Source organism: Paenibacillus sp. FSL L8-0708 (assembly GCF_038009325.1).
Taxonomy (GTDB): Bacteria; Bacillota; Bacilli; order Paenibacillales; family Paenibacillaceae; genus Paenibacillus_AQ; species Paenibacillus_AQ odorifer.
On record NZ_JBBPBC010000001.1, the window covers coordinates 6718013 to 6740909 of the forward strand.

18 protein-coding genes are annotated in these 22897 nt (G+C 45.6%); 5 read left to right on the plus strand and 13 right to left on the minus strand.

Annotated features, from left to right (window positions below; genetic code table 11):
* Positions 1–352: 352 nt before the first annotated feature.
* Positions 353–754: a hypothetical protein gene (locus NYE58_RS31480; protein ID WP_076277147.1), complete on the plus strand. Its 402-nt coding sequence runs from the start codon at positions 353–355 to the stop codon at positions 752–754.
* A 78-nt stretch (positions 755–832) separates the two neighbouring features.
* Here NYE58_RS31480 and NYE58_RS31485 read toward each other — a convergent pair whose 3' ends face one another.
* The 4 genes from NYE58_RS31485 to xylA form a co-directional block, all read right to left on the minus strand.
* The gene (locus NYE58_RS31485) at positions 833–2383 is read right to left on the minus strand and encodes a response regulator transcription factor (protein WP_339245020.1); all 1551 of its coding nucleotides are present in this window, start codon (positions 2381–2383) and stop codon (positions 833–835) included.
* Positions 2380–4167 (minus strand): sensor histidine kinase, encoded by a 1788-nt coding sequence (locus NYE58_RS31490; protein WP_076219214.1) that lies wholly within the window; start codon positions 4165–4167, stop codon positions 2380–2382. Before NYE58_RS31490 ends, NYE58_RS31485 begins: the two co-directional genes overlap by 4 nt.
* A 207-nt stretch (positions 4168–4374) precedes the next feature.
* Positions 4375–5871 (minus strand): xylulokinase, encoded by a 1497-nt coding sequence (gene xylB, locus NYE58_RS31495; RefSeq protein WP_341003853.1) that lies wholly within the window; start codon positions 5869–5871, stop codon positions 4375–4377.
* Between the two features lie 187 nt (positions 5872–6058).
* The gene (xylA, locus tag NYE58_RS31500; protein ID WP_341003854.1) at positions 6059–7375 is read right to left on the minus strand and encodes a xylose isomerase; all 1317 of its coding nucleotides are present in this window, start codon (positions 7373–7375) and stop codon (positions 6059–6061) included.
* A gap of 268 nt (positions 7376–7643) precedes the next feature.
* Here xylA and NYE58_RS31505 point away from each other — a divergent pair, with 268 nt between their 5' ends.
* Together NYE58_RS31505 and NYE58_RS31510 are read left to right on the plus strand one after the other, a co-directional pair.
* The gene (locus NYE58_RS31505) at positions 7644–8804 is read left to right on the plus strand and encodes an ROK family transcriptional regulator (protein ID WP_076179356.1); all 1161 of its coding nucleotides are present in this window, start codon (positions 7644–7646) and stop codon (positions 8802–8804) included.
* 192 nt (positions 8805–8996) lie between these two features.
* Positions 8997–9197: a hypothetical protein gene (locus NYE58_RS31510; protein ID WP_036680251.1), complete on the plus strand. Its 201-nt coding sequence runs from the start codon at positions 8997–8999 to the stop codon at positions 9195–9197.
* Positions 9198–9335: 138 nt separating this feature from the next.
* Here the strand turns inward: NYE58_RS31510 and NYE58_RS31515 are convergent, their stop codons facing one another.
* From NYE58_RS31515 to deoC, 7 genes are all read right to left on the minus strand, one after another.
* Positions 9336–9569, minus strand: coding sequence for a glutaredoxin family protein (locus NYE58_RS31515; protein ID WP_341003856.1), 234 nt, complete (start codon positions 9567–9569; stop codon positions 9336–9338).
* 32 nt (positions 9570–9601) lie between these two features.
* Entirely contained in the window at positions 9602–10543 is a 942-nt protein-coding gene (gene trxB, locus NYE58_RS31520; protein ID WP_076128718.1) for a thioredoxin-disulfide reductase, read from the minus strand.
* Positions 10544–10726: 183 nt separating this feature from the next.
* Complete coding sequence (locus tag NYE58_RS31525; RefSeq protein ID WP_341003857.1) at positions 10727–12691, minus strand: heavy metal translocating P-type ATPase; 1965 nt, start codon at positions 12689–12691, stop codon at positions 10727–10729.
* A 324-nt stretch (positions 12692–13015) separates the two neighbouring features.
* A complete protein-coding gene (gene aroB / locus NYE58_RS31530; RefSeq protein ID WP_341003858.1) occupies positions 13016–14155 on the minus strand; it encodes a 3-dehydroquinate synthase in 1140 nt (379 codons plus the stop codon).
* Between the two features lie 1244 nt (positions 14156–15399).
* Entirely contained in the window at positions 15400–16470 is a 1071-nt protein-coding gene (locus NYE58_RS31535) for a hypothetical protein (RefSeq protein ID WP_341003859.1), read from the minus strand.
* A 210-nt stretch (positions 16471–16680) separates the two neighbouring features.
* Complete coding sequence (locus NYE58_RS31540; RefSeq protein ID WP_341003860.1) at positions 16681–17973, minus strand: homocysteine synthase; 1293 nt, start codon at positions 17971–17973, stop codon at positions 16681–16683.
* Between the two features lie 310 nt (positions 17974–18283).
* Complete coding sequence (gene deoC / locus NYE58_RS31545; protein WP_076277143.1) at positions 18284–18961, minus strand: deoxyribose-phosphate aldolase; 678 nt, start codon at positions 18959–18961, stop codon at positions 18284–18286.
* 297 nt (positions 18962–19258) lie between these two features.
* Between deoC and NYE58_RS31550 the strand changes: the two genes are divergently transcribed.
* Together NYE58_RS31550 and NYE58_RS31555 are read left to right on the plus strand one after the other, a co-directional pair.
* Positions 19259–19600, plus strand: coding sequence for a hypothetical protein (locus NYE58_RS31550; RefSeq protein WP_076219607.1), 342 nt, complete (start codon positions 19259–19261; stop codon positions 19598–19600).
* Between the two features lie 10 nt (positions 19601–19610).
* Positions 19611–20603 (plus strand): ketoacyl-ACP synthase III, encoded by a 993-nt coding sequence (locus NYE58_RS31555; protein WP_076277142.1) that lies wholly within the window; start codon positions 19611–19613, stop codon positions 20601–20603.
* A 417-nt stretch (positions 20604–21020) separates the two neighbouring features.
* On the opposite strand, the gene NYE58_RS31560 is transcribed toward NYE58_RS31555, so the two are convergent.
* Positions 21021–21854: a prohibitin family protein gene (locus NYE58_RS31560; protein WP_076128733.1), complete on the minus strand. Its 834-nt coding sequence runs from the start codon at positions 21852–21854 to the stop codon at positions 21021–21023.
* A gap of 105 nt (positions 21855–21959) precedes the next feature.
* Positions 21960–22733 carry a hypothetical protein gene (locus NYE58_RS31565; RefSeq protein ID WP_076277141.1) on the minus strand — a complete coding sequence of 258 codons (774 nt, stop codon included), beginning with the start codon at positions 22731–22733 and terminating at the stop codon, positions 21960–21962.
* Between the last annotated feature and the right edge of the window lie 164 nt (positions 22734–22897).

Consider the following 22897-nt stretch of genomic DNA (forward strand, 5'->3'; position numbering starts at 1 on the left):
TTGGAGAACATTTGCAGCTAATAACGTACATGGAGTCCGATAAATCGAAATCGGACTCGAAATAGCCCAAATAACGACTCTGGAGTCCGTCATACCCGCGAATGAAAACTATAATGTGCTCTCAGATGAGGCGTAACAAGTATACCCGTAACCCCTGCCCTGCTCCTCAACGAAAACCTCCGTATGGTTCAATTAAAATTAATTACTTTAATATCATTAAAGCTAGAAAATATTACCTGATACATCAGTACTTCAACTATTTCAGATACATATTCCTTATACGCACATACCGAGTCGACATTATCTGTTGTACCTGCAATTTCTTTTCCTAAAGGAGGGTAATAGGAGAGCAATGAAAAACAAAAACATCAAGACATTATTATTGATTATCGCCGCAGTATTATTGACACTAAATTTATTTCAATTCAATAACAACGTAAGCCATAACAGATTAATGAATAGGCTGGACCTGAATCTGACATCAGAACTCGACGGTCTAAGAGTGGAATTAGAACGATCCTCAACACCAAGCATTCTTGCTGTAGAGCAAGCGAGTAAAGTTGCTGCCCTTTCGACGTATTCAACATTAGGGTTCGATTATGGATATACCTTGGAAACCAGAATACATGACAAATATGTACAAAATGAACCTTTTAAAGAGATGGATCAAATTCAAGAGTTACTTCTGGCCCTTCTAAAGGACCCTGCAAATCAAGAATTGCAACAAAGATTAGATTTATTATTAGTGAAGTAGCTTTAATGTAAGAAAAAAAGCCACAGCAAAAGCTCAGGTTATACCTGAATTGCAACTGTGGCTTTTTGGGCTTCTATTTTAGATGTTTTTGCGAAAAGAACTTGGGGAGAGTCCTACATATTTACGGAACTTGGCGTTGAAGTAATCGGGGTTCATGTACCCAACTTTCTCGGCCACCTCATATACTTTCATGCCTTGCGCTAGGAATTGCTTCGCCTTCTCAATCCGCACTTTGTCCACATACGTATTGAAGTATTCCCCGGTAGTGTTCTTGAACATTTTACCTAGATATGCGCTGTTGTAATTAAATAACTCAGATAAGGTCTCAAGCTTAAGGTTCTCATTGTAACGGCGGTTGATTAGCTCCGTAATTTTTTTGATCTCATTCCCTTTGCTGCCACTGGACATTTGATCGGCGATCTCCGCCATGAAATTAACGGCCTGCTCTTGCAGGTCTGCCAGATAATGACTATGGTAGAGCTCACCGATCGGCGGGGAATGCTTAGCGGCATTGCTGCGAATCTCTGGATAGACCGGTTCGAGACGGGCCAACACCGTACTGAGAATCCGCACAAATGTATCTTTGATCTGCTGCTCCTCACTGCCCGCAGCCAGTAGCTCCGCACAGATCGTATCCACCAGCGGTTCAATGGCCGCGCGGCTTCCGGTTTCAACAGCAAGCATTAGGCGGCTCTCCGCATCCTGCCCTTCTTCGGTGTACGCCTCCGCCACTCCAGGAAACAACATACCGGAGAGATCGGCGCTGATCAGAATCCCTTTGCGGTAAAAGAATGCCCGGCGCAGCAGTTCACGCGCCACTTGAAAAGACTGCGCCGCCTCTTCTGGTCCAGCTACTGGGCCTCCCGTTGCTGCGCTGAAGTCGTATCCCTCGCGGCAAATTAAGGAAGCAAGCTCTTCCATCAGCCGCTCCTGTTCCTGCTTTCCTGGCAGCGGCTCTTGCAGCAGGAATCCAATATATGGCGGCATCGTGAAAAACATCCGCTCTTCACTGCTGCCAAAATACTGTTCTACCGCGGCCTTAACGGCCCGCTCTCCTTCCTCACTGCCGCCCGCAGGCGCGAGTAGTTCGAGTAGGATCACTTCGACACGGTCTGATTTAAGACCCAGTGCTGCCGCATGCTTAACAGGATCATTCTCCCCCTCCTCCGCAGTTGAAGGCTGCAGCAATGTACGCAGCAGGCTTTCGCGATTACGGGCAGGCTCCTCTTCATTCCAGCGGCTAAAGCGATCTTCCTGAGCGATCGTGACTCTGAGTTCCTCCAAATAGTTGATTAGCTCTTCCTCATCCACCGGCTTCAGTAAATAGCCGTCAATGCGGTAAGAAATGGCTCGTTTGGCATACTCAAAATCCGCATGACCACTTAAAATTAGCACATGGCTGGTCGAGCCTTCCTCGCGCAGCTCACCGATTAACTCCAGCCCGTCCATACCAGGCATGCGGATATCCACCACAATCAGTTCCGGATAAAAAATATGATATTTCTCCTGAGCTTGCAAGCCGTTGGCGGCCGTAGCCACCACCGTATACCCTAGCTCTTCCCAAGGGATTAGAGCCCGAAGGCCTTCCCGCAGCTTTGGCTCATCATCAACAATCAATACTTTGATCATAGATTTATGTCCTCCATTGGAATACGAAACGTAATAGATGTTCCTTCATTCATCCGGCTTTCGATATTCAGTCCATATTCAACACCGTAGGATAACTTCAAACGGTCGTGTACATTGCGCAGCCCGATCCGTGCCTCTTCCTGCTCATCACGAACCTCAAGGGTATAACGGATCTGCTCCAGCTTGTCCGGATTGATCCCGGCTCCATTATCGGTAATGGTAAAGACCGCATGATTCTGCTCACGCTTGATATTCACCGTAACCATTGCTCCATCCATCGTGTTGTCTAACCCATGAATCACCGCATTTTCCACAAGCGGCTGCACAATCAGCGGCGGGATGTAGAGTGATTCGACGGCAGGGTCTACAATAAATTGATATTTCAAACGATCCTCATAACGGAATTGCTGAATATCCAAATAACAACGAACCACTTCAAGCTCCTGGCTAAGCAAAATTTTACTTCGGCCTACCTCCAGATTACTGCGCATCATTTTGCCAAGAAGACGCACTACCCGTGCAATCTCCACTTGCCCTTTCATATGGGCCTCCATACGAATAGATTCCAGCGCATTGAACAAGAAATGAGGATTGATCTGGCTTGCCAGCATTTTAAAACGGATATCATTCTGTTTCTGTTCCAGCAGACTGTTCTGGTCATTAGATTCCTGTACCTCGTACATCAAATCATTAATACTCCGTACCATAGAATTGAACTGACGAGCTAACAGGGCAATTTCATCTTTGCCATCAATTTTTAATGAAGTGTCAAAATCACCCGTACTAACGCGGTTAATATGTCTGCTTAACTGCAATAATCGACGTGAAAATAATGAAGAGAAACTATATATGATTAAAAAGGCCAATAAAACGCTTACGGCAATCACGGTAATCGAAAGCTTAATCACCCGATTAGGTTCTTTGACTATACTATCAATAGAAAAAACAGAAATAATTCGCAGGGCGTTACGGCTGGCTTGTGGTTTAAGTTCTTCTATCACTATTTTGGAGGCTTCACCATCTACTTCTGCCTCATAGCTCCCGCTTCCTTGCCCCAAAAGCTTTGTATCAAAAGAAACATCTGCCAGTTTCTTTCCTGTCCGATCGCTCCGGTTCGCAGCAATGATATTGTCCTGATCATCCACGATCATGGTGTCAAATGATTCTTGGCTCAGAATCGAGGTTAGCTGGTGACTGTTTACATTAATAACGAGCACGCCAATTTTACTGGAGCCCTCCAGCTCGATTTTGCGGACAAGGCTTAAATAATTCCGCTGATCACGCTCATCCTCTATATATTCCCAACCGACGAGGCTATCGTACCGCTGTGCTCTCTGATACCACTGGCTCTCCTTAATGGCAGACGAAGGATTGATCAGCTCCCAGTTGTTAAGCAGCGTAGCATTATCAGTGTATAAACGTATGTTGGATATGTCTTTATATAATCTTAGGTATTCACGCATATCAGTGTAATCCCGATAAGCCTCAACCACATCATAAGTGCTTACATACTGGCGTATGGCGAGTTTTTTCAGCCGGGCATCATTGGACAATCGATACGCTATATCTTGCGATACACCGATGACTTCTTCTGTTCTTTTTTTTACCCGATCTACGTTAATTGAAGCTTGCTCCAGTGCGTTCTCAAACGCCATGGTCCTCATCTCAATCGTAAGATAACCACCTACCAGTAATACCGGTAAAAGTGTAGTCAGTAAAAAAGCAAGCAGCAGCTTATTGCGGATTTTGATGTCATTCAGCACCTTAACAAACCATTGAAACATGGCCTTTCGCCCCCCAAAACCTTCACTATCTCATGTACAGGCTGCCACTACCTTGGAGATATTCCATACTTTACAGAAGAAAAATGAAAACGGCAACATTTTTGAATATTGCCGTTCATCACCTCTATAAAGAAGATGGTCTTTAAAAAGGCCTTCCGCCAGATGCGAAAGACCTTTTTTATATCAGACAGATTGATAAATGGCGTTTTATTGGCGATATGCAGCCAGCTTGTTATTCAATTCGCGGGTCTGGCCGTAAACTTCCTGATAGAGGTTGAATAGACCATCATAGATTGCCGTTTGTTTCGGATCTGGTTTATAAACATCAGCAGGACGGATAAACGCTTCTGCACATTCCGTAAGGGATGTGAACCATCCGCTTCCATAAGCCGCCAGCATAGCTGCTCCCATTGCCGGACCCTGTTCACTTTCCAGCTTCACGATGGATGCATTGAAAATATCAGCCTGCATTTGCAGCCAAGCCTCATTTTTAGCTCCACCACCAATTGCAATGATCTCTGTAATCTCTTTGCCTGACTCACGTACAATCTCAATGGATTCACGCAGTGAGAAGGTAATGCCTTCTAATACTGCACGTGTAAAATGCGTCAACGTATGCCCTGAATCCATACCAATAAAGCTTCCGCGAATATTCGCATCTGGATGTGGTGTACGTTCTCCTACAATATAAGGTGTGAATAACAGGCCGCCGCTGCCAGCTGGAATAGAGGAAACTCCGCTTAACAGCTCATCAAAGCTTTTGTCCGCCGCAAAGGTTTCTTTGAACCACGTAAGGCTATGACCAGCAGCTAGTGTAACCCCCATAATATAGTAGGCATCTTTTTCACCATGGTTAAAGAAATGGACTTTGCCTTCGAGATTCAAATCTTTATTGCTCTCATAAGAAAGAACTACACCAGATGTACCAATACTGCACATGGTCCGGCCTTCTCCCAATACACCCGCTCCGAGCGCGCCACAAGCATTATCTGCACCACCAGCAAATACCTTCGTTGAAGATAAAAGACCTGACGCTTCAGCAATGTCCGGCAATAAAGTTCCAGTCTGTTCAAAGGATTCTACCAATCTAGGACAAAGAGAAAGCGGAAGTTCAAAAGCCTCTGCGATTTCTGCACTCCATTCTTTAGAACCTACATCCAATAACAACGTTCCGGCAGCATCGGAGTAATCCATTGCATAATCACCCGTCAACCGATAACGAACATAATCTTTTGGCAGCAGGAACTGATGCGCCTGTGATAATACTTCTGGTTCATTCTCTTGAACCCACAGAATCTTAGGCAGTGTAAAACCTTCCAATGCTTTGTTTCTGGCGATATCGATCAACTTCGCTCCAAGCATCTTCTCAATCTTACGGCATTGTGCAGTAGTACGGGTATCATTCCAAAGAATAGCTGGACGCAGCACTTGCCCTTCTTTATCTACTAGTACCAATCCGTGCATTTGTCCGGAGAAACTTAGACCGTCTACTTGAGACGGGTCTATGCCTGATACTTCAATCAGACGGCGCAGGCTGACCAGCGTGCCTTTTACCCAATCCTCAGGATTTTGCTCACTCCAGTTCGGTTGGGGTCTGCTTAGCGGGTAGGACTCGGAATGCTCAAAAGCCACCTTCCCCTGCGGGTCCACTAGAACAGTCTTCACTGCACTAGTCCCCAAATCAACACCTATAACGTATTTCATTTTTGACCTCCTAAAAGTTTTGTTAGCATAGACTTCATTGAATTACTTCGAGCAAAACTTACTTCGTAAGCATCTTGCTTAGTTTTTACTACAAAAAGGGGGCTGCCGAAGAATGCTCTCTTCAGCAACCCCCGTTGCATTTGTTCAAACTCGACTCAAAGCCTAAGCTTCAAGCTCCCTATAAGGACTACTCAACCAAGATGTATTGGTTAAGGGTAGCTCTCAGGTATTCTTGACGTCCGGATTGGTTAGGACGTGGGTTCTCATTGTTCAAAGCATATTCAGCCAAAGAAGCCAATGTTGCTTTACCGGAAACGATGTCTGCACCAACGCCTTCTGTGAAGCTGCTGTAGCGTTTGTCAATGAAATCTTCGAATACGCGATCTTCGATCAATTTAGCAGCAACTTTCAAGCCTTTTGCGTAAGTATCCATACCAGCGATGTGTGCCAAGAACAGATCTTGTGGCTCGAAGGAAGGACGACGTACTTTAGCGTCGAAGTTAATTCCGCCTTTGCCAAGACCGTCATTCTTCAATACTTCATAAAGAGTAAGTGTTGCATCGTAGATGTTTACTGGGAATTCATCAGTATCCCAACCAAGCAGTGTATCCCCTTGGTTAGCGTCAAGTGATCCAAGCATGCCATTAATACGAGCTACACGAAGTTCATGTTCAAAAGTATGACCTGCAAGCGTAGCGTGGTTAGCTTCAAGGTTCAGCTTGAAGTGCTTGTCGAGGTTGTATTTTTGCAAGAACGAAATTGTTGTTGCTGCATCGAAATCATATTGATGTTTAGTAGGCTCTTTTGGTTTAGGTTCGATCAGGAATTGACCATCAAAACCAATTTCCTTAGCGTAATCTACAGCCATGCTGAACAGACGTGCAATGTTATCTTGTTCAAGACCCATATCTGTATTCAGCAATTCTTCGTAACCTTCACGGCCGCCCCAGAATACATAGTTGCTTGCGCCCAGACGTTTACCAACTTCCAGACCTTTCTTCACTTGTGCTGCTGCATGTGCGAAAACATCAGCGTTAGGTGTAGAACCTGCACCGTGCATATAACGCGGGTTAGTGAACATATTAGCTGTATTCCACAGCAATTTCTTGCCGGAAGTCTTCATGCCTTGTTCAAGGATATCAACAATAGTGTCGATGTTGCTGTAGAACTCACGCAAAGATGCGCCTTCTGGTGCGATATCTACATCATGGAAGCAGAAGTAAGGCAGATCCATCTTGTCCATAAATTCGAATGCTGCTTCAGCGCGAGCTTTAGCCTTATCAAGACCACTCAATTTGTCCCAGCTGCGAATTGCAGTTTCAGCGCCAAACGGATCAGAACCGCCAGCAGTTAATGTATGCCAATAAGCCATTGCAAATTTCAGATGTTCCTCCATAGTTTTGCCGGCTACGACTTCTTTAGGATTGTAGAATTTAAATGCATAAGGGTTGGTGGAACGGCTTCCCTCGTAAGAGATTTTGTTCACTGTCTCAAAATAAGCCATTGTGTAATCCTCCTCATATTGTGCTACGCTAGCAAGCGTTTACAGCATCATCTTAACACATCTTTTTGACTTTGTATATTGGTTAAACAAAGTTTTTTTATAAAATTTCCGCCTCTTTAAGTCTCCCTTGTCTATCCGTTTAATATTCAAAAAATCCAACAAACATAGATTTCCTCTTTTCTGCCGATGTATTGCAATTTCCAGCACATCACTCTAGACTAAGTGGCATACAACAAAAGGGAACTATGCTAAAAAGGATGTGTGATTCGTGAAGGTTACCGGAGATCAGGCGCTGGTCAAAAAAATCAATAAATCGATCGTACTACATACTATTCGAAGGAACTCTCCGCTCTCGCGCGCCAAGGTTTCAGAGATGACCGGACTGAATAAAGCTACCGTATCCAATCTGGTGGCTGAGCTATGCGCTCAAGAATTAGTGACTGAAGTTGGACCAGGTCAATCCAGTGGCGGACGTAAGCCGCTAATGCTGCATTTTAACAGCATGGCCGGCAGTGTAATCGGTATAGAGCTACGGGTGAAGCAATTGACAGCCGTCTTATGTGATTTAAGTGGTGGCATTCTTTTCGAAAGCGATTTCTCCCTGGACAATCATGCTCTGCCTTATGTACTGGAACGGATGAAAAAAACAATTTCAGACTTGATTGATAAAGCACCTGAATCCCCATACGGTATCGTCGGCATCGGAGTAGGTGTCCCCGGGATGGTGGATGAGAACGGGGTTGTTCTTTTTGCTCCCAACCTTGGCTGGGAAATGGTCGACCTGCGGGGTATTTTGGAGGCGGAATTCGCGGTTCCAGTCACTATTGATAACGAAGCTAACGCAGGAGCACAAGGTGAACTGAACTTTGGGGCGGCAAAAGATGTTAGACATCTGCTCTATATCAGTGCGGGTTCAGGGATCGGATCCGGTATTATTATTGGCGGAGAGCTGTACAAAGGTGCAAGAGGATATGCCGGCGAGACCGGACATATGACGATTGAAGCACAAGGCAAGCCGTGCAGTTGTGGGAGCCGTGGCTGTTGGGAGCTATATGCCTCGGAGAAAACCTATGACCATTCCGAGTTCTCCCTCCCTGCTCATACCACACAAGAACTGGTCCGTTATGCAGCCGCTGGACAAGAAGACGCCTTGCGCCACTTCTCATCTATGGGTGAATATCTCGGCATCGGAGTAACGAATCTAATCAATAGCTTTAATCCAGAGCTAATTGTCATCGGTGGAGCCTTATCCGAAGCAGAAGCCTGGTTAGGGGAGCCCCTTCGCCGGGTTGTAGCCGAGCGTACACTTCCTTATCATAAGCAGCAGCTCGAGATTACCTTCTCCAAGCTGGGCAGCCGAGGCACGATGATAGGCGCGGGGTTCTCTGCAGTTATGCATTTTCTAGGCGATATTCGGGTGACCGTTTAATGTAGTCTAATGGACAACGTTTTGCGGGACAGTTTCACGGGTGAAATTCAAGAGCGGATAGAATTGACGTAAAATTGCCGCATTTAGGTGGATCAAAAGTGCAGTAAAAGCAACTTAAATCCTATATAATAAAGGATAAGTTAGTGTGACATTTATCACTACAACCCCTTTTTTGAAATGGAGAGCGAGTCCATGACCTATGTTGATACGTCTGATATCTCGGCACAGATGTTCATCACTGTGTTGCTTTTTCTGCTCATTATTGCCCCTTTGATCAGTCTCGGTGTGCTCCGTTTTTTTCAAGCCAAAAAGAAATCAGGATTCATTCTGATCGGCAGCGGTGTTGCTGTATACGTCCTATTTCAGATCATTACCTCCTTCACTCAAGCTTAAATTGAACTTTGCGATTTACATCATAAAAAATAGCCTGCGCATATTAGCGTCAGGCTATTTTGGTATACTTAGACCACAAAAAGATCACCTCCAAAATGGAAGCGACCTTTTGCAATTTCCTCACAGAAATATATTTAATTAAACAGTCGCCAATGCTTTGTCGAACTGAGTTTTATTCATCCCCACGATTTTGTGCTCACCAATTACAGTTACAGGAACAGCTCTCATTCCCATATCCCAAACCTGCTGCGCGTAATCATCATTCTGCTCAATATTACGCTCTTCATAGGCTACGCCTTTTTCACTCAAAAAGCTCTTCACCTGACGGCAATGTGGACAATTTGTTGATGTATATACAATTACTTTTTCCATCATTAGACCTCCTATGGAAGATTACAGTTATGTTACAGAATAACCGCGCTATGTTCCAGACTTTCAATGTATTTCTCAGCATCCATAGCTGCCATACATCCACTGCCTGCTGCTGTAATTGCTTGTCTATAACGGGTATCCTGCACATCACCACAAGCGAATACGCCTGGGATATTAGTTTCAGAAGTACCTGGGTTAGTCATGATATAACCTTCAGTATTAGTTGTGATTTGTCCACCCAAAAATGCAGTGTTAGGATGGTGGCCAATCGCCACAAACACTCCGCTTGCTTCAATGATTTCTTCTTGTCCGGTCTCATTGTTCAGCACTTTTAGTCCACTCACGCCTTTGTCTCCAGAAGTTACTTCCAGAGGAGTACGATTCAGGCTCCAAGCTACTTTAACATTATCGCGAACGCGATCCTGCATGATCTTGGAAGCACGTAGCTCTTCACGACGGTGTACCAGCGTTACTTTGGAGGCAAAACGAGTCAAGAAACCCGCTTCCTCAAGCGCAGAATCTCCACCGCCAACAACCACGATCTCTTTATTACGGAAGAAGAATCCATCACAGGTAGCACAGGTGCTTACACCGCGTCCCACATTATCCTGCTCGCCTGGGATACCGAGGTATTTTGCCGTAGCGCCAGTCGAAATGATCAGGGTATCCGTCGTAAGAACACCCAATCCTTCAACATTAAGCTTAAAAGGACGCTCTCCAAGTTCTACACTGTTCACCCAACCCGTACGGAATTCCGCACCAAAACGTTCAGCTTGTTTACGCATATTATCCATTAAGTCTGGACCCATAATTCCATCAGGAAATCCCGGGAAATTCTCCACTTCTGTAGTGGTGGTCAATTGTCCGCCAGGTTGAGGTCCTTCGATTACTAGTGGGTTCAAATTGGCACGAGCCAAGTAGATAGCAGCAGTCAACCCCGCCGGTCCGGTTCCAACAATTATTGATTTATACATATCTATATCCTCCTTGAGTTAGACGGCAGTGACGTCGCTTCTTATTTAAAATAATTATAATGTAGTCTTAATTATGCTAACTGAAAGCAAAAATGTCAATAAGCCAGACTCCCTCAGGGAAAAATCATTTGTGAACAATTTAATTTTTGGCAATAAATAATACACAGTAACATCACTGACCTCTTACCGCAACAATCGCAGCCCATTAAGAATAACCAATATCGTACTGCCTTCATGACCGATCACGCCAAAAGGAAGGGCGATGCCCTGCACAAAGTTACTGATCATCAGAACCGCGATTACTGTTACAGCAAAAATCATATTTTGCTTCACAATACGCTGTGAGCGCCGTGCCAATGAAATGGTCGAGGCGATCTCTTCAATATTATCATTCATAAGCACTACATCGGCGATCTCAAGCGCTGCACCACTGCCTTTCATGCCCATTCCCATACCAACAGTCGCTGTAGCCAGAGCAGGCGCATCATTCACACCGTCACCCACCATCACAACATTACCGTGCTTTTCACGAAGCGCCTTAATATGCTTTACTTTATCCTCTGGTAAAAGGTCGGCAAATACTAAATCTACTCCGGTTGAAGCCGCAATAACTTTTGCTGTAGCTTCCCGGTCACCCGTAAGCATAGCCACTTTAATCCCCAGCTCCTGCAGCTTCCGCACTGCGGCTTCTGCTTGTGGGCGAACTGTATCCTGCAATGCAATCATACCTGCAATATGCTCACCGTCCAAAATAATGGAGACAGTCTTCCCCTCTTCCGCCAACTGCTGCCGTTTAGTTCTCCAGAATGCAAGCTCAGAGTCCATCGCAGACGAAGTCAGCTCATCCAGTAAATTGGACTTTCCAATTTTCCAGAGATGCCCGTCAACTTGACCTTCAATTCCCCAGCCAGTGATGGTTTTACTTTCCTGCACACCCCGCAGCTCCAGATATTCTTCCTCAGCTTTACGCACAATGGCTTCCGCCAATGGATGGCGGGACATATGCTCAATGGATGCGCTAATCGCCAGTAATTCTTCCCGGTTGTAGCCTTCAGCTGCAATAAAGTCTGTCACCTGCGGAGTTCCCTCTGTAAGGGTCCCTGTCTTATCAAAAGCTACAATAGAGGTCCGGGCCATATTTTCGAGGTGGACCCCACCTTTAAATAAAATCCCTTTTCGTGCACTTTTGGAAATGGCCGACAGCATCGCAGGCATAATCGATGAGACCAACGCACAAGGCGAGGCTACTACAAGAAAAACCATCGCTTTATAAAAGGTTGCGCTCCAGCTCCAGTCCAGCAAAAAGGGTGGAAGGAAAATAAGAGCCACAGTCGAGGCAACGACTACCCGTGCATAGATGGCTTCCAGTCTTTTAATGAATCGCTGTGAGTTTGGAACATCCGTCTCTGCTTCTTCTACCATCTTAATGATCTTGGAAAAAAGTGTGTTCTCTGCTGATTTCGTTACTTCAATATAAAGCGGACCTTCTCCATTGACCGTACCTGCGAATACTTCGCTGCCGGCACATTTTTCAACAGGCACTGACTCTCCTGTAATGGAAGCCTGATCTACTGCCGATTCTCCTCTGTACACCTTGCCATCTGCAGGAATAAGATCCCCTGGACGTACAAGCAACAGATCTCCAATTACTAACTGATCGATAGCTACCTCGTTCATGCTTCCTTTCTCAATCCGCATGGCTGTGGCAGGTTTCAAGGCCATAAGTGAGGAAATATCCTTCTTACTCCGTTCCATCGTATAGCTCTCTAAAGCTCCACTAAGCGCAAAAATAAAGATGAGCATAGCACCTTCATTCCAGTACCCAATGGTAGCTGCGCCTAGTGCGGCCGCAATCATCAGCAGGTTCACATCGAGATCACGTTCTTTGACGAGCGTCTCAACGCCTTCTTTGGCTTTGTTCCAGCCACCAATGGTATACGAAATAACATAAAGTACTATAGAGAAAACTTCTGACCAGCTGCCCATAGCCCAAGCAAAAAGCATAAGTACTCCGCTGCCAAGCGCAGCCTGCATCTCGGAGTTGCTGAGCATGGCTCTCAGATCGAACCGGCGTTTTGGAGCGCCTGGTTTCTTCATGCTGCCGGAGATTGAGGTTTGCTGGGGTAAATGTTTTGATGTTGCTTGCATAATAATCACCATCCTGAAAGTTTTGTGTAGGATTACTTCATTGACTTCTCTTTGCAACAAAACTTGCTTCGGGAGCATACGTTTTGTTTTGTCTAAATGATAATGAGAGCCATTCTTAAGACCCCTAAAATGACACATGCTGCCCCGGCTTAGCCGGGACAGCATGAATGATAACTATGAGTAGTGAGAATGATAATCATTGTTGCAACAGTACAACTATATTTCCTTAGTGCAACTTATATTTTAATAATACCACCTTGAACGAAAAAGTAAACCCTACCTTCTAGGCTATTTGTCATAAATTTAAACTAACGTTTTCCTCTCTTAGCTGCGTATTTTATTTAAAAGCTCGGATAGGACTTGCTCTTCGACTGGCGTCGAATAAGCTCCACCTTCAAAAGACTTCATCGCTCCAATTCCAGCTTGGAACACAAACCGTATACGCCCTTTGCGAACCTTTTTATCCGTATACATCTTATCAATCAGCATTCTATTTGTAATGGTTGCTGGTATTTCAGTCGGAAGTCCCGCCTTCTTCAACAAAGCAATCACACGCTGAGTTTGGTCAGCCGTTACATACCCCAACTGCTCTGCCAGCTGCACCTGAACCGCGAGTCCAATCGCAATAGCCTCACCATGTAATAATTCATAACCACTTAAAGCCTCTAACGCCCGGCCAGCAGTATGCCCCAGATTTAGAATTTGGCGCAGGTTGCTCTCCAGTTCATCCTTTTCCACCACGCTATACTTGATCTCACAATTATGAAAAGCAATCCGTTCGCAAACCTCTCGATCTAATACAAGTTCGCCATCTGAGGAGACCACTCGCTCCATATTCTGTTCAAGAAACTCAAAAAAGTCAGCATCCGCGATGCAGGCATGTTTGATTGTTTCAGCCAAACCACTACGAAGCTCACGTACCGGAAGCGTTTTCCAAGTGGCTAGGTCGATGTAGACCTTTTTAGGCTGATGAAAAACACCAATTAGATTGGTTGCAACTGGTGTATTCACGCCCGTTTTACCACCAATTGAAGCATCCTCTGCTGCTAAAAGGGTAGTTGCATAGTTCAAACTTAGCACTCCCCGACCAAATGTTCCAGCCAAAAAACCTGCCAAATCCGTTACCGCTCCACCTCCGATGGCAAGGATACAGCAATCTCGTCCGTAAGAACGGCTTAATAGCCGGTCCTCCAGCTGTGCCTTCGTTTCTCGGGTTTTAGACTTCTCTCCAGCAGGGAAAGAAAATAACTCCGCTTGAAAATCATTCTGATGCAGTTGTTCCAGCAAGGCTTGTCCATACAGGGCTTCAACTTTTGAATCTGTAACAATCGCGAATTTGCTTACATTCTCGACAATTCCATGTTTCAAATCCTCGATCAGAGCGCCAAAAAGACCTTCCCCAATCTCAATATCGTAAGAATGATCTACAACCTTTTGCAGGCCAACTCTAAAATTTGTAGACATCTACAGCACCCTATTCAGCAAGATGCTAATAAAATTCGAGCCTCCACTCTCATTATCCTGTTTATGTAAAATGTAAGGAGAAGCTGGAAACAAATGCGGAGGTTCCAAAACTAATGTTGTCTGTAGCTATTGGTGATAGTCCAGAGGATCGGTACAGATTAGTTTGAGTGCGGGGGTTGAGTACGGAGTTGAGTGCGGAGGTTAAGTGCAAAGTATGAATACGACACGATTGATAAGCGTATGATGCAAGTTGCTCGCAAATGTAGCTACTATCGGACTCAGCTGACCCTAATCGCTGATTTTAAACACATTTGGTATTCTAACGGACCCCATTGCAGCTATTGACCTGAAAAGCACCAAATATGTACCTCTTCCTAACGAATAGCGTCTCTCGTGTCCGAAACCATGCTTAAAAAGCTAAAATCAGGCAAATAGCGTCATCTGGGTCCTTAAGCATCAGGGGGCGGAGGAGTGCAGAGGTTGAGTTCAGAGTTTGAATGCAAAGCATGAGTGCAAATTAGTTTAAGTGCGGTGGTTGGGCACAGGGTGGGAGTGCGGAGGTTGCATCCAAAAGCATGAGTGCAGGTTAGTTTAAGTACGTAGGTTGGGCACAGGGTAGGAGTACAGGAGGTTGAGTGTGGAGGTTGAGCGCAAAGTATGAGTACGACACGATTGATGGATGTATGATGCAAGTGCTCGCGTATGAAGCTACTATCGGACTCAGCTGACCCTAATCGCTGGTTTTAAACACATTCTGTATTCTAACGGACCCCATTGCAGCTATTGACCTGAAAAGCACCAAATATGTACCTCTTCCTAACGAATAGCATCTCTGGTGTCCGAAACTACGCTTAAAAAGCTAAAATCAGGCAAATAGCGTCATCTGGGTCCTTAAGCATCGGGGGTTGAGGAGTGCGGAGGTTAGTGCAGACTTTAAATGCAAAGCATGAGTGCAAATTAGTTTAAGTGCGGTGGTTGGGCACAGGGTGGGAGTTCGGAGGTTGAGTTCGGAGGTTGCATCCAAAGCATGAGTGCAGATTAGTTTAAGTACGTAGGTTGAGCACAGTATTGAGCACGGAGGTTGAGTATAGTGATTGAGTAAAGGGATATATGTACGCTGTTGAAGCAGGTAGCTAACGACCAAAAAAACAAAGCAACGATTCTCCGATAACCGGATAATCGCTGCTCTGAAGTCTTTTTTCGATTCTTATATGAGCTGCACCGTATCGTTCAGCAGAAAAAGCTTACTGCCTTCCCCCGGCGGCAGTATCCAGCGTTTCACGCTGCCTGGCGATCCAGATCAGGCAGGCCGCTCTCAGCAGCGCTTCGGTCCGCTGACCGGCGCTGCAAAAGATCCCGCTGAGCCCGATCTGATACAGATCGGCCAAAGCCGACGCCGCCGGTGTCCCCGCGGCGAGCACCACCGCCGCCGGCTTCACGCTCGTCACGGCGGCAAAGATCTTCCCCGCCGCCAGGGCGAATTCCTCCGCGGCGGTCTCTTCCGGCGCGTGCTCGCCCGCCGCGCCGTCCAGCACTAGGAAATCGGCGATACGCGCGATTTCCGCAGCGGCGGCAGGCTCCACATCGGGCGCAATCAGTGCCCCGATGCGGCATGCCGCCGCATAAGCGTGGCCGAGTGTCTGATCGGCCACGTCTTCGATGAATTCGCGCTTTGCGGCGAATTCGGCTGCGCTTGCGGTGTAGGCGACCAGCAGGTCAAGGCGGCAATCGCCGCCTTGCCGCTGGCTCTCCGCCACCGCAGCGAACAGCGCTTCGAGCTGCGCGTCCTGAAGCGCGGCAAGCTTGGCGGGCTGCGCCACCGCAAGTGACTCTGGATGCAGCAGGGTGACTGCCGCCCATTCGCCATCCGGAGATTCGAGCAGCTCGACAACAGCTGCGCGCAGACGATAAGAGATTCGCTGCAGAATACGCGCTGTTTGGAGTTCATCCTCGCTAGATAACCAGTTCTCATAAAGACAGAACAGCTCTGGTTCCAGCAGCCATTCCTCACTCCGTATCAAACACGGGCCCGCTTGAACAGTCCTTGTTCCTTCCCGTCCAGCAAGACGTTCTTCTCTTCCTTCACGCAGCACTAGGAATGTCGATGGTTCCCCCGGCCGCTTAAAATAAGACCGCTTCAAAGGCTCAATGACATCCCTCTGCTCTACTCCAGCGATAAATTCTGCGGCAGCGGAGGCTACGGATCCAGCTTGGCTCATTTCCATTCCCACAGTCCGATCACCAGCCTTATACATGAACTTGAACGGGCGCTCTTCACTACTCCGCAAACCATCCTGCTGACGTTCACCCTTCATCCTCGCACCCACCCTTTATCTTTGGATTGCTGCCGGTATGCCAAGCTATATAACATAAGCGACCGACATTTCATTACCTACCTCACTTATAAATACGGGAGCCACACCTGAAATATGCAAGCGTTGCCAAATCCGATGAATATTCCAACTTTTTTAGGCAACAAAAAAAGCATTACCGCAGAGCGGTAATGCTTTTCGAAATATAAACTTCTATTGTTGACTGGCAGCAATAGCTTGCTCCAGATCATAGATAATATCATCAATGGACTCCGTCCCGATCGACAAACGCAGCAATTCCGGCGTTACTCCGGCTGTGATTTGCTCTTCATCCGACAGCTGTGCATGGGTTGTGCTCGCTGGGTGGATGATCAATGACTTGGAATCCCCAACATTCGCTAAATGAGAGAACAGCTTCACATTCTCAATCAGCTTACGTCCCGCAGCACTTCCACCTTTAATACCGAAAGTAAGGATCGCACCTTGGCCTTTAGGCAAATACTTTTGCGCTAATTCATGAGATGGATGCGTAGGAAGTCCCGAATAACTTACCCATTCCACATCTGAATGTGCCTCCAAATATTGCGCTACCCTCAGCGCATTCTGGCTATGACGTTCCATCCGCAAATGAAGAGTCTCCAGACCTTGCAGCAGCATCCAAGAGTTGAACGGTGAAATCGCCGCCCCTAAATCGCGAAGCAATTGAACGCGGGCTTTAATAATATAAGCAATCGGGCCCACCGCTTCCGTATAAACCACTCCATGATAGCTTGGATCTGGCTCCGTAAGACCTGGGAATTTACCGCTTGCCTTCCAATCAAATTTACCGCCGTCAACAATAATCCCGCCAATGGATGTACCATGTCCACCGATGAATTTGGTTGCCGAATGGACAACAATGTCCGCGCCATGCTCAATCGGACGCAATAAATATGGACTTGGGAACGTATTGTCTACGATGAGAGGAATCCCATGTTCATGGGCGATCGCTGCAACTGCCGCAATATCCAGAACATTCCCCTGTGGGTTGCCGATTGTTTCTGCATACAAGGCTTTGGTCTTATCTGTAATCGCAGCACGGAAGTTCTCAGGATTATCCGAATCTACGAAATGTACCTTAATACCAAGCTTAGGCAGTGTTGTCGAAAATAAATTATAAGTCCCGCCATATAGGCTTGCTGCAGATACAATTTCATCCCCAGCGCCCGCAATATTTAGAATGGAAAAGGAAATAGCCGCTGCCCCGGAAGCTGTAGCAAGCGCACCTGCCCCGCCCTCAAGTGCTGCCACACGCTGTTCAAATACATCCGTAGTTGGGTTCATCAGCCGAGTATAAATATTACCGAATTCTTTAAGCGCGAACAGATCCGCTGCATGATCAGCATCCCGGAACCCGTAGGAAGTGGTCTGATAAAGCGGTACAGCACGTGAGAAAGTAGTTGGATCAATTTCCTGGCCTGCATGGACAGCCAAAGTTTCAAACGACAGCTTGCGATCTTCTGACATAGGTATTTCCTCCCTATAATTAAGTATAGAAATGATTAACAATTTTGAATTGTACCCATTCTCTCACAAACCACGTCATTTGAAAAGAAAAGAATCTCATTATTCCGGTATGAATTATTGTACTTTGGTCAAATGCTTCTGCTAGTGTCCTCTACCTACTGGATAACGCTTTCAATATAAATTAATAAAAACCTCAACCTTATGTATAAAACACAATCGCTAATCAAGCTGATCGGTTAATAGTTTGAATCAGGACAGCGGCGAATGAGCTTGTCCTCCTCACTCGCCGCTTCCGATTCAGCCCTTCGGCTTAGTAATTGCTTTGGCTTGTTTCGCCTTTAGCAATCGCTACACCACCACTAGTTCCAATACGGCTTGCACCTGCTTGTACCATTACATGTGCATCTTCTGCACTACGTACACCACCGGAAGCTTTTACCCCGATATTAGGTCCAACTGTAGCACGCATAAGCGCGATATCTTCTTTCGTTGCCCCGCCTGTAGAGAATCCAGTGGATGTTTTTACGTAATCTGCTCCGGCCTCAACAGATAGCTTGCAGGCACGAACTTTTTCTTCTTCCGTTAACAGACAAGCCTCAATGATGACTTTTGTCAGGGCTTTGCCGCGCGCTGCATCTACAACAGCTGCAATATCACGTTTAACCAGCTCATCGTTGCCATCTTTTAATGCTCCGATATTGATGACCATATCCACCTCGCCTGCACCTTTAGCGATAGCATCGGTAGTCTCGAATACTTTGCTCTCTGTTGTCGATGATCCCAGCGGAAAGCCGATTACTGTACATACTTTAACCTCAGGCGTATCTTTCAGCACTTCATGGGCAGTAGCTACCCAAGCAGGGTTTACGCAAACAGAAGCAAACTTATAAGTTTTAGCTTCCTCCGCCAATTTAATAATGTCTTCTTTCCGTGCATCTGCTTTAAGCAGTGTATGATCAATGATCCCCGATAGTGTAATTTCGCTCATTTTTATTATTCCTCCATGATTTGGATAGTAGTTTTTTTCATCTCTGTAATCATACCAATAGAACTGTGCTTTGCAAAGCAAACAGGGTGGGCATGCCTACCTCAAACCTTAATTTGTGCAGATTTTATGGATTTTAAGTAGTTTCTCATTCCCTAAATTATCTTTTTAAAAAAATAAAGGTTTAATCCCCTAAACTTTCCCAATTAAAAATACGATAATAGTCTTAGATAAATAGGTTTTTTTATCCTATTCATCAAAATTTTTCTTAGATAAAACTTAGGAGGAGATTAATCAAAAATGGGAACCTTCAATTTCGCCACAAATGCTGCACATCAAAAACTGAATGTACAAGTCGAAGGAACTATGTCGCCAGAAGATGCAGGACGTTTCATTAATGAGTACAACCAAATCATAAGTGCATTCGACCCGAAACAATATGAGATCATCCTAGATTGCAAGACATTGAATGTATCCTCAAAGGACACACTTCCCATGCTTGAGCAATGCTACATACTGTACAAACAATCCGGATTTAAAAAAGTAACCTTTATTATTGCCAAAAGCCCTGTCCTAAAAATGCAGTTAAGCCGAGTGGCACGGGCAACGAAATTAGAAAATTACGAAATTATTGAAGCATAGGAGGCGCCACTTGGGACATATAGCGATTCGCCAAGCTGCTTATTACCACCCAGAGCATATCGTAGATAACGAATATTATCTGAAGCATTTTCAGAGTATGGGCAAGGACATCAAACGATTCCTAGAAGTCATGGGTCGCGACCGGAGATACATCGTAAAAGAACAGGGTGAAAATGCTCTGACGATGGGATTAAAGGCTGCCCAAAAAGTGCTTAGCGAAGCGAATTTGCAAGGTGAGGATATGGACATGATCATGTTCGCTTCACAGACGCCAGAGTACACCTATCCTACCAATGCACTTCTCCTACACCGTATGCTTCAAGGTAAACACCGGACCATTACGCAGGATTCCAATGCTAACTGCGCAGGAATGGTCTCCGCCGTGGAGCAGACAAGTCGTTATATGCAAGCCAACCCCAGCATCAGGTACGCACTCGTTGTAGGAAGCGACTACAGCTCAGTGAACTGCAATACAGATGATGAAATTACTTACCCTAACTTTGGGGACGCCGCAGCAGCAGTGATTCTAGAGCGCAGCAGTGAGCATGCAGGCTTCATAGATTCCCTTTATTACACCGATTCTGAAGGCTCCGAGAATATTATGTTCCCGGCCTGCGGCCTGTCGAATATTTATCAAGAGGGTATGACCCCAGAGCAGATTCGGATACGGTGGACCCCTTTTGACGGTACAGTGTGTGTGGATGCGGCTATAGCGGATATGAAGGAGCTTCTCTCACGCAACGGTCTGACTACGGATGATATCTCTGCATTCTGCCTTTCACAATTCTCACTGAAAAATATCGAGCTCATCCAAATCGGACTTGGGCTAACCGCAGAAAAGTTCATTTATGTAGGCGACGAGTTCGGCTACACAGCCACAAGCAGTCCTTTTATCGCCTTTCAACGCGGAGTCGAGGACGGACGAATCAAACGTGGCGATTATGTCTTCTTTTGGTCAGTTGGCGCTGGCTGGCAAATTCCTACGATGCTTTATCAATATTAATAGCATAAAAAGCCCTACTTCTATAGAAGTAGGGCTTTCCTATCAGAGGATCAGTTGTTGATACACTATGGGCTGTCCTTATTGCCAAACCCGAAATTATATAAGGTAAAATAGGGAGAATTATTGCGTACGAGCCACTATCGGACACAGCTGACCTTATAGGCAGCCTAATTGCACATTTGGGAAACTATCGGACCCCATAGCCGCTATTGGCATAAAAAACACCAAATCCGAACCTCTACCTAATGGATAGCGCCACTGGAGTCCGAAGCCATGCTCCTAAGCCTTAAAACTTACAAATAACATCTTCTGAGTCCGTAAGCGTAAAGGGATAATAAATACTCTGTTGAAGCAGACAGCTACGATCTCAATCACAGAACAGCAAATTGTGAAATAAATCTGAAACCCAATAATGAATTATTTAGTCAGAGATTGAACATCCACAAAAGGTGTGGCTCCCCCTGTTACAGATGGCAACACGCCGTTCCATTTTTCCAGCGCTTTCTCCTGAACCTCAATTTGCTTCAGCTGCACCAGCTCAGGTGTAACCTCTTGCTTCTTAAGTCTTAAAGATTCAGCCTCTGCTTGCGCCTGGGCGATTTTTTGCTTCGCTTCAATTTCAATCCGCCGGAGATCATTTTCGGCCTTCAATGCCTGCTGCTGGGCGACCTGCTTTGCTTCAATCGACTGGTTAAATGCCTCCGAGAATTTAAAGTTAACGATGTTAATATCGTTGACGATCAGGTCATATTTTGCCAGCCTAGCGGTTAAGTGCTCACTGATCTCACTCGACACTACATCACGACGCGTAATCAAATCCTCTGCTGGATATTTGGCTGTCACTTCTTTAACGATTTCTTGAATGGCCGGATTAATAATTACACTATCAAAATTACCTCCGATATTGTTCATCAGATTAAAGGCGGAAGCCTTATTTACGGAATAGTTCACCGCCACATGTGTGGACACGGGCTGAAGATCTTTTGAAGAGGCTGAAGTATCGGTCTCCGCCTTCGTTACCTGTGTATTGACCTGAATCACCGTCTGAATAAATGGAATTTTAAAATGAATGCCGGGTGACAATGTATTGTCATTTAATTTACCAAAGGTTTTGTATAAACCTACATGCCCATATTCCACAGATACAAAAGAGTTCGCGCCGATCAACAATACAATAAGCACCGCTGCAATACCGGTGACTATTTTTCCCGGACGCAGCTGTTTCAATTTCGGATTCATTTGCATATTCATCCAATACCCCTCCTAGATTATGGATAATCATTCAAGCTTAACCGTCTATACGGAGGTTTAGGGTAAATGGTCGCAGGAAATATTTCAACAGCAGTGGTCATGGCGTTACCGCTCTGGGATCAGTCCTTCTACGGTCAACCGGAATTTCTTGCTCTGCTTGTCCCCGCTATTAGAAGCTTCATATATTCCTTCATCCGTTAGCACCACGGAGTCCGCCTTTAAAGCATCATTAACAAAAGTTATCTCAGCGTGATCAACATTCCAGCGGTAAATATAGGCACTCATTGGATTTCCATGTGCGGCTACACCCTCAAAAGATCCATCCTGATCAACATCCAGCTCTTTGGAATGTCCGGTATCAATTTGCAGCAAACCCGAGGGGTTACCGCTCTCGTCGATTAAATAATAGTTACTGAGCGAGTTATTTGCTCCTAGTCCCCCGGTGATTTTCAACACCTTTTCGCTAAATAGCCGCACTACTTCTACCTTGATATCCTCCGGTTGACGATAATTATAAGTTCCTATCGCCCCTAGACTGTATTGTCCTTTGGAAGTAGAAGTTCTGGCATACACATAGTCTTCGTCACTAGCCATCGTATACACACTCACTTTGACTCCTCCAAAATCCTCCAGCTTCTTCTCTGTAATCAAAGTAGCGCCTGTGGGTGGAGCACTTAGTTGAGAGACTATGGGCATTGTATCCACCAGGTTCCACTCCAGCTTAATGAGGTTAGCAGCGGTGTTTGTTGGCTTCGGTCTTGAGGTGTGGTAGTCGTTAGCCGATTGAGCGGGGGATGGGTCCACCTGAGGTTGGCAACCTGCCAGCAGATTCATTAGAAGCAAGGCTGTCAGCGTAACGGATTTATGTAAAGGAAACATCCTTGATCACTTCCTAACCTCTTTTTAAAAATAAATCTTTCACTAATCATAGATGAAGTTAGGCATTCAAATGTTACTTTTAGGAGGCGGGAGGGTTAATTTATTGTCTTTTGAGGACCTACTTCGATCAAAAAAATTAAATTGGCATACAAAAAACCCGCATC

What these genes read in the sequence shown, in the direction of transcription:
- NYE58_RS31480 (WP_076277147.1), top strand. Translation starts at nt 353, where the DNA reads ATGAAAAACAAAAACATCAAGACATTATTATTGATTATCGCCGCAGTA.
- NYE58_RS31485 (WP_339245020.1), bottom strand. Translation starts at nt 2,383, where the DNA reads ATGATCAAAGTATTGATTGTTGATGATGAGCCAAAGCTGCGGGAAGGC.
- NYE58_RS31490 (WP_076219214.1), bottom strand. Translation starts at nt 4,167, where the DNA reads ATGTTTCAATGGTTTGTTAAGGTGCTGAATGACATCAAAATCCGCAAT.
- xylB (WP_341003853.1), bottom strand. Translation starts at nt 5,871, where the DNA reads ATGAAATACGTTATAGGTGTTGATTTGGGGACTAGTGCAGTGAAGACT.
- xylA (WP_341003854.1), bottom strand. Translation starts at nt 7,375, where the DNA reads ATGGCTTATTTTGAGACAGTGAACAAAATCTCTTACGAGGGAAGCCGT.
- NYE58_RS31510 (WP_036680251.1), top strand. Translation starts at nt 8,997, where the DNA reads ATGACCTATGTTGATACGTCTGATATCTCGGCACAGATGTTCATCACT.
- NYE58_RS31515 (WP_341003856.1), bottom strand. Translation starts at nt 9,569, where the DNA reads ATGGAAAAAGTAATTGTATATACATCAACAAATTGTCCACATTGCCGT.
- trxB (WP_076128718.1), bottom strand. Translation starts at nt 10,543, where the DNA reads ATGTATAAATCAATAATTGTTGGAACCGGACCGGCGGGGTTGACTGCT.
- NYE58_RS31525 (WP_341003857.1), bottom strand. Translation starts at nt 12,691, where the DNA reads ATGCAAGCAACATCAAAACATTTACCCCAGCAAACCTCAATCTCCGGC.
- aroB (WP_341003858.1), bottom strand. Translation starts at nt 14,155, where the DNA reads ATGTCTACAAATTTTAGAGTTGGCCTGCAAAAGGTTGTAGATCATTCT.
- NYE58_RS31535 (WP_341003859.1), bottom strand. Translation starts at nt 16,470, where the DNA reads ATGAAGGGTGAACGTCAGCAGGATGGTTTGCGGAGTAGTGAAGAGCGC.
- NYE58_RS31540 (WP_341003860.1), bottom strand. Translation starts at nt 17,973, where the DNA reads ATGTCAGAAGATCGCAAGCTGTCGTTTGAAACTTTGGCTGTCCATGCA.
- deoC (WP_076277143.1), bottom strand. Translation starts at nt 18,961, where the DNA reads ATGAGCGAAATTACACTATCGGGGATCATTGATCATACACTGCTTAAA.
- NYE58_RS31550 (WP_076219607.1), top strand. Translation starts at nt 19,259, where the DNA reads ATGGGAACCTTCAATTTCGCCACAAATGCTGCACATCAAAAACTGAAT.
- NYE58_RS31560 (WP_076128733.1), bottom strand. Translation starts at nt 21,854, where the DNA reads ATGAATATGCAAATGAATCCGAAATTGAAACAGCTGCGTCCGGGAAAA.
- NYE58_RS31565 (WP_076277141.1), bottom strand. Translation starts at nt 22,733, where the DNA reads ATGTTTCCTTTACATAAATCCGTTACGCTGACAGCCTTGCTTCTAATG.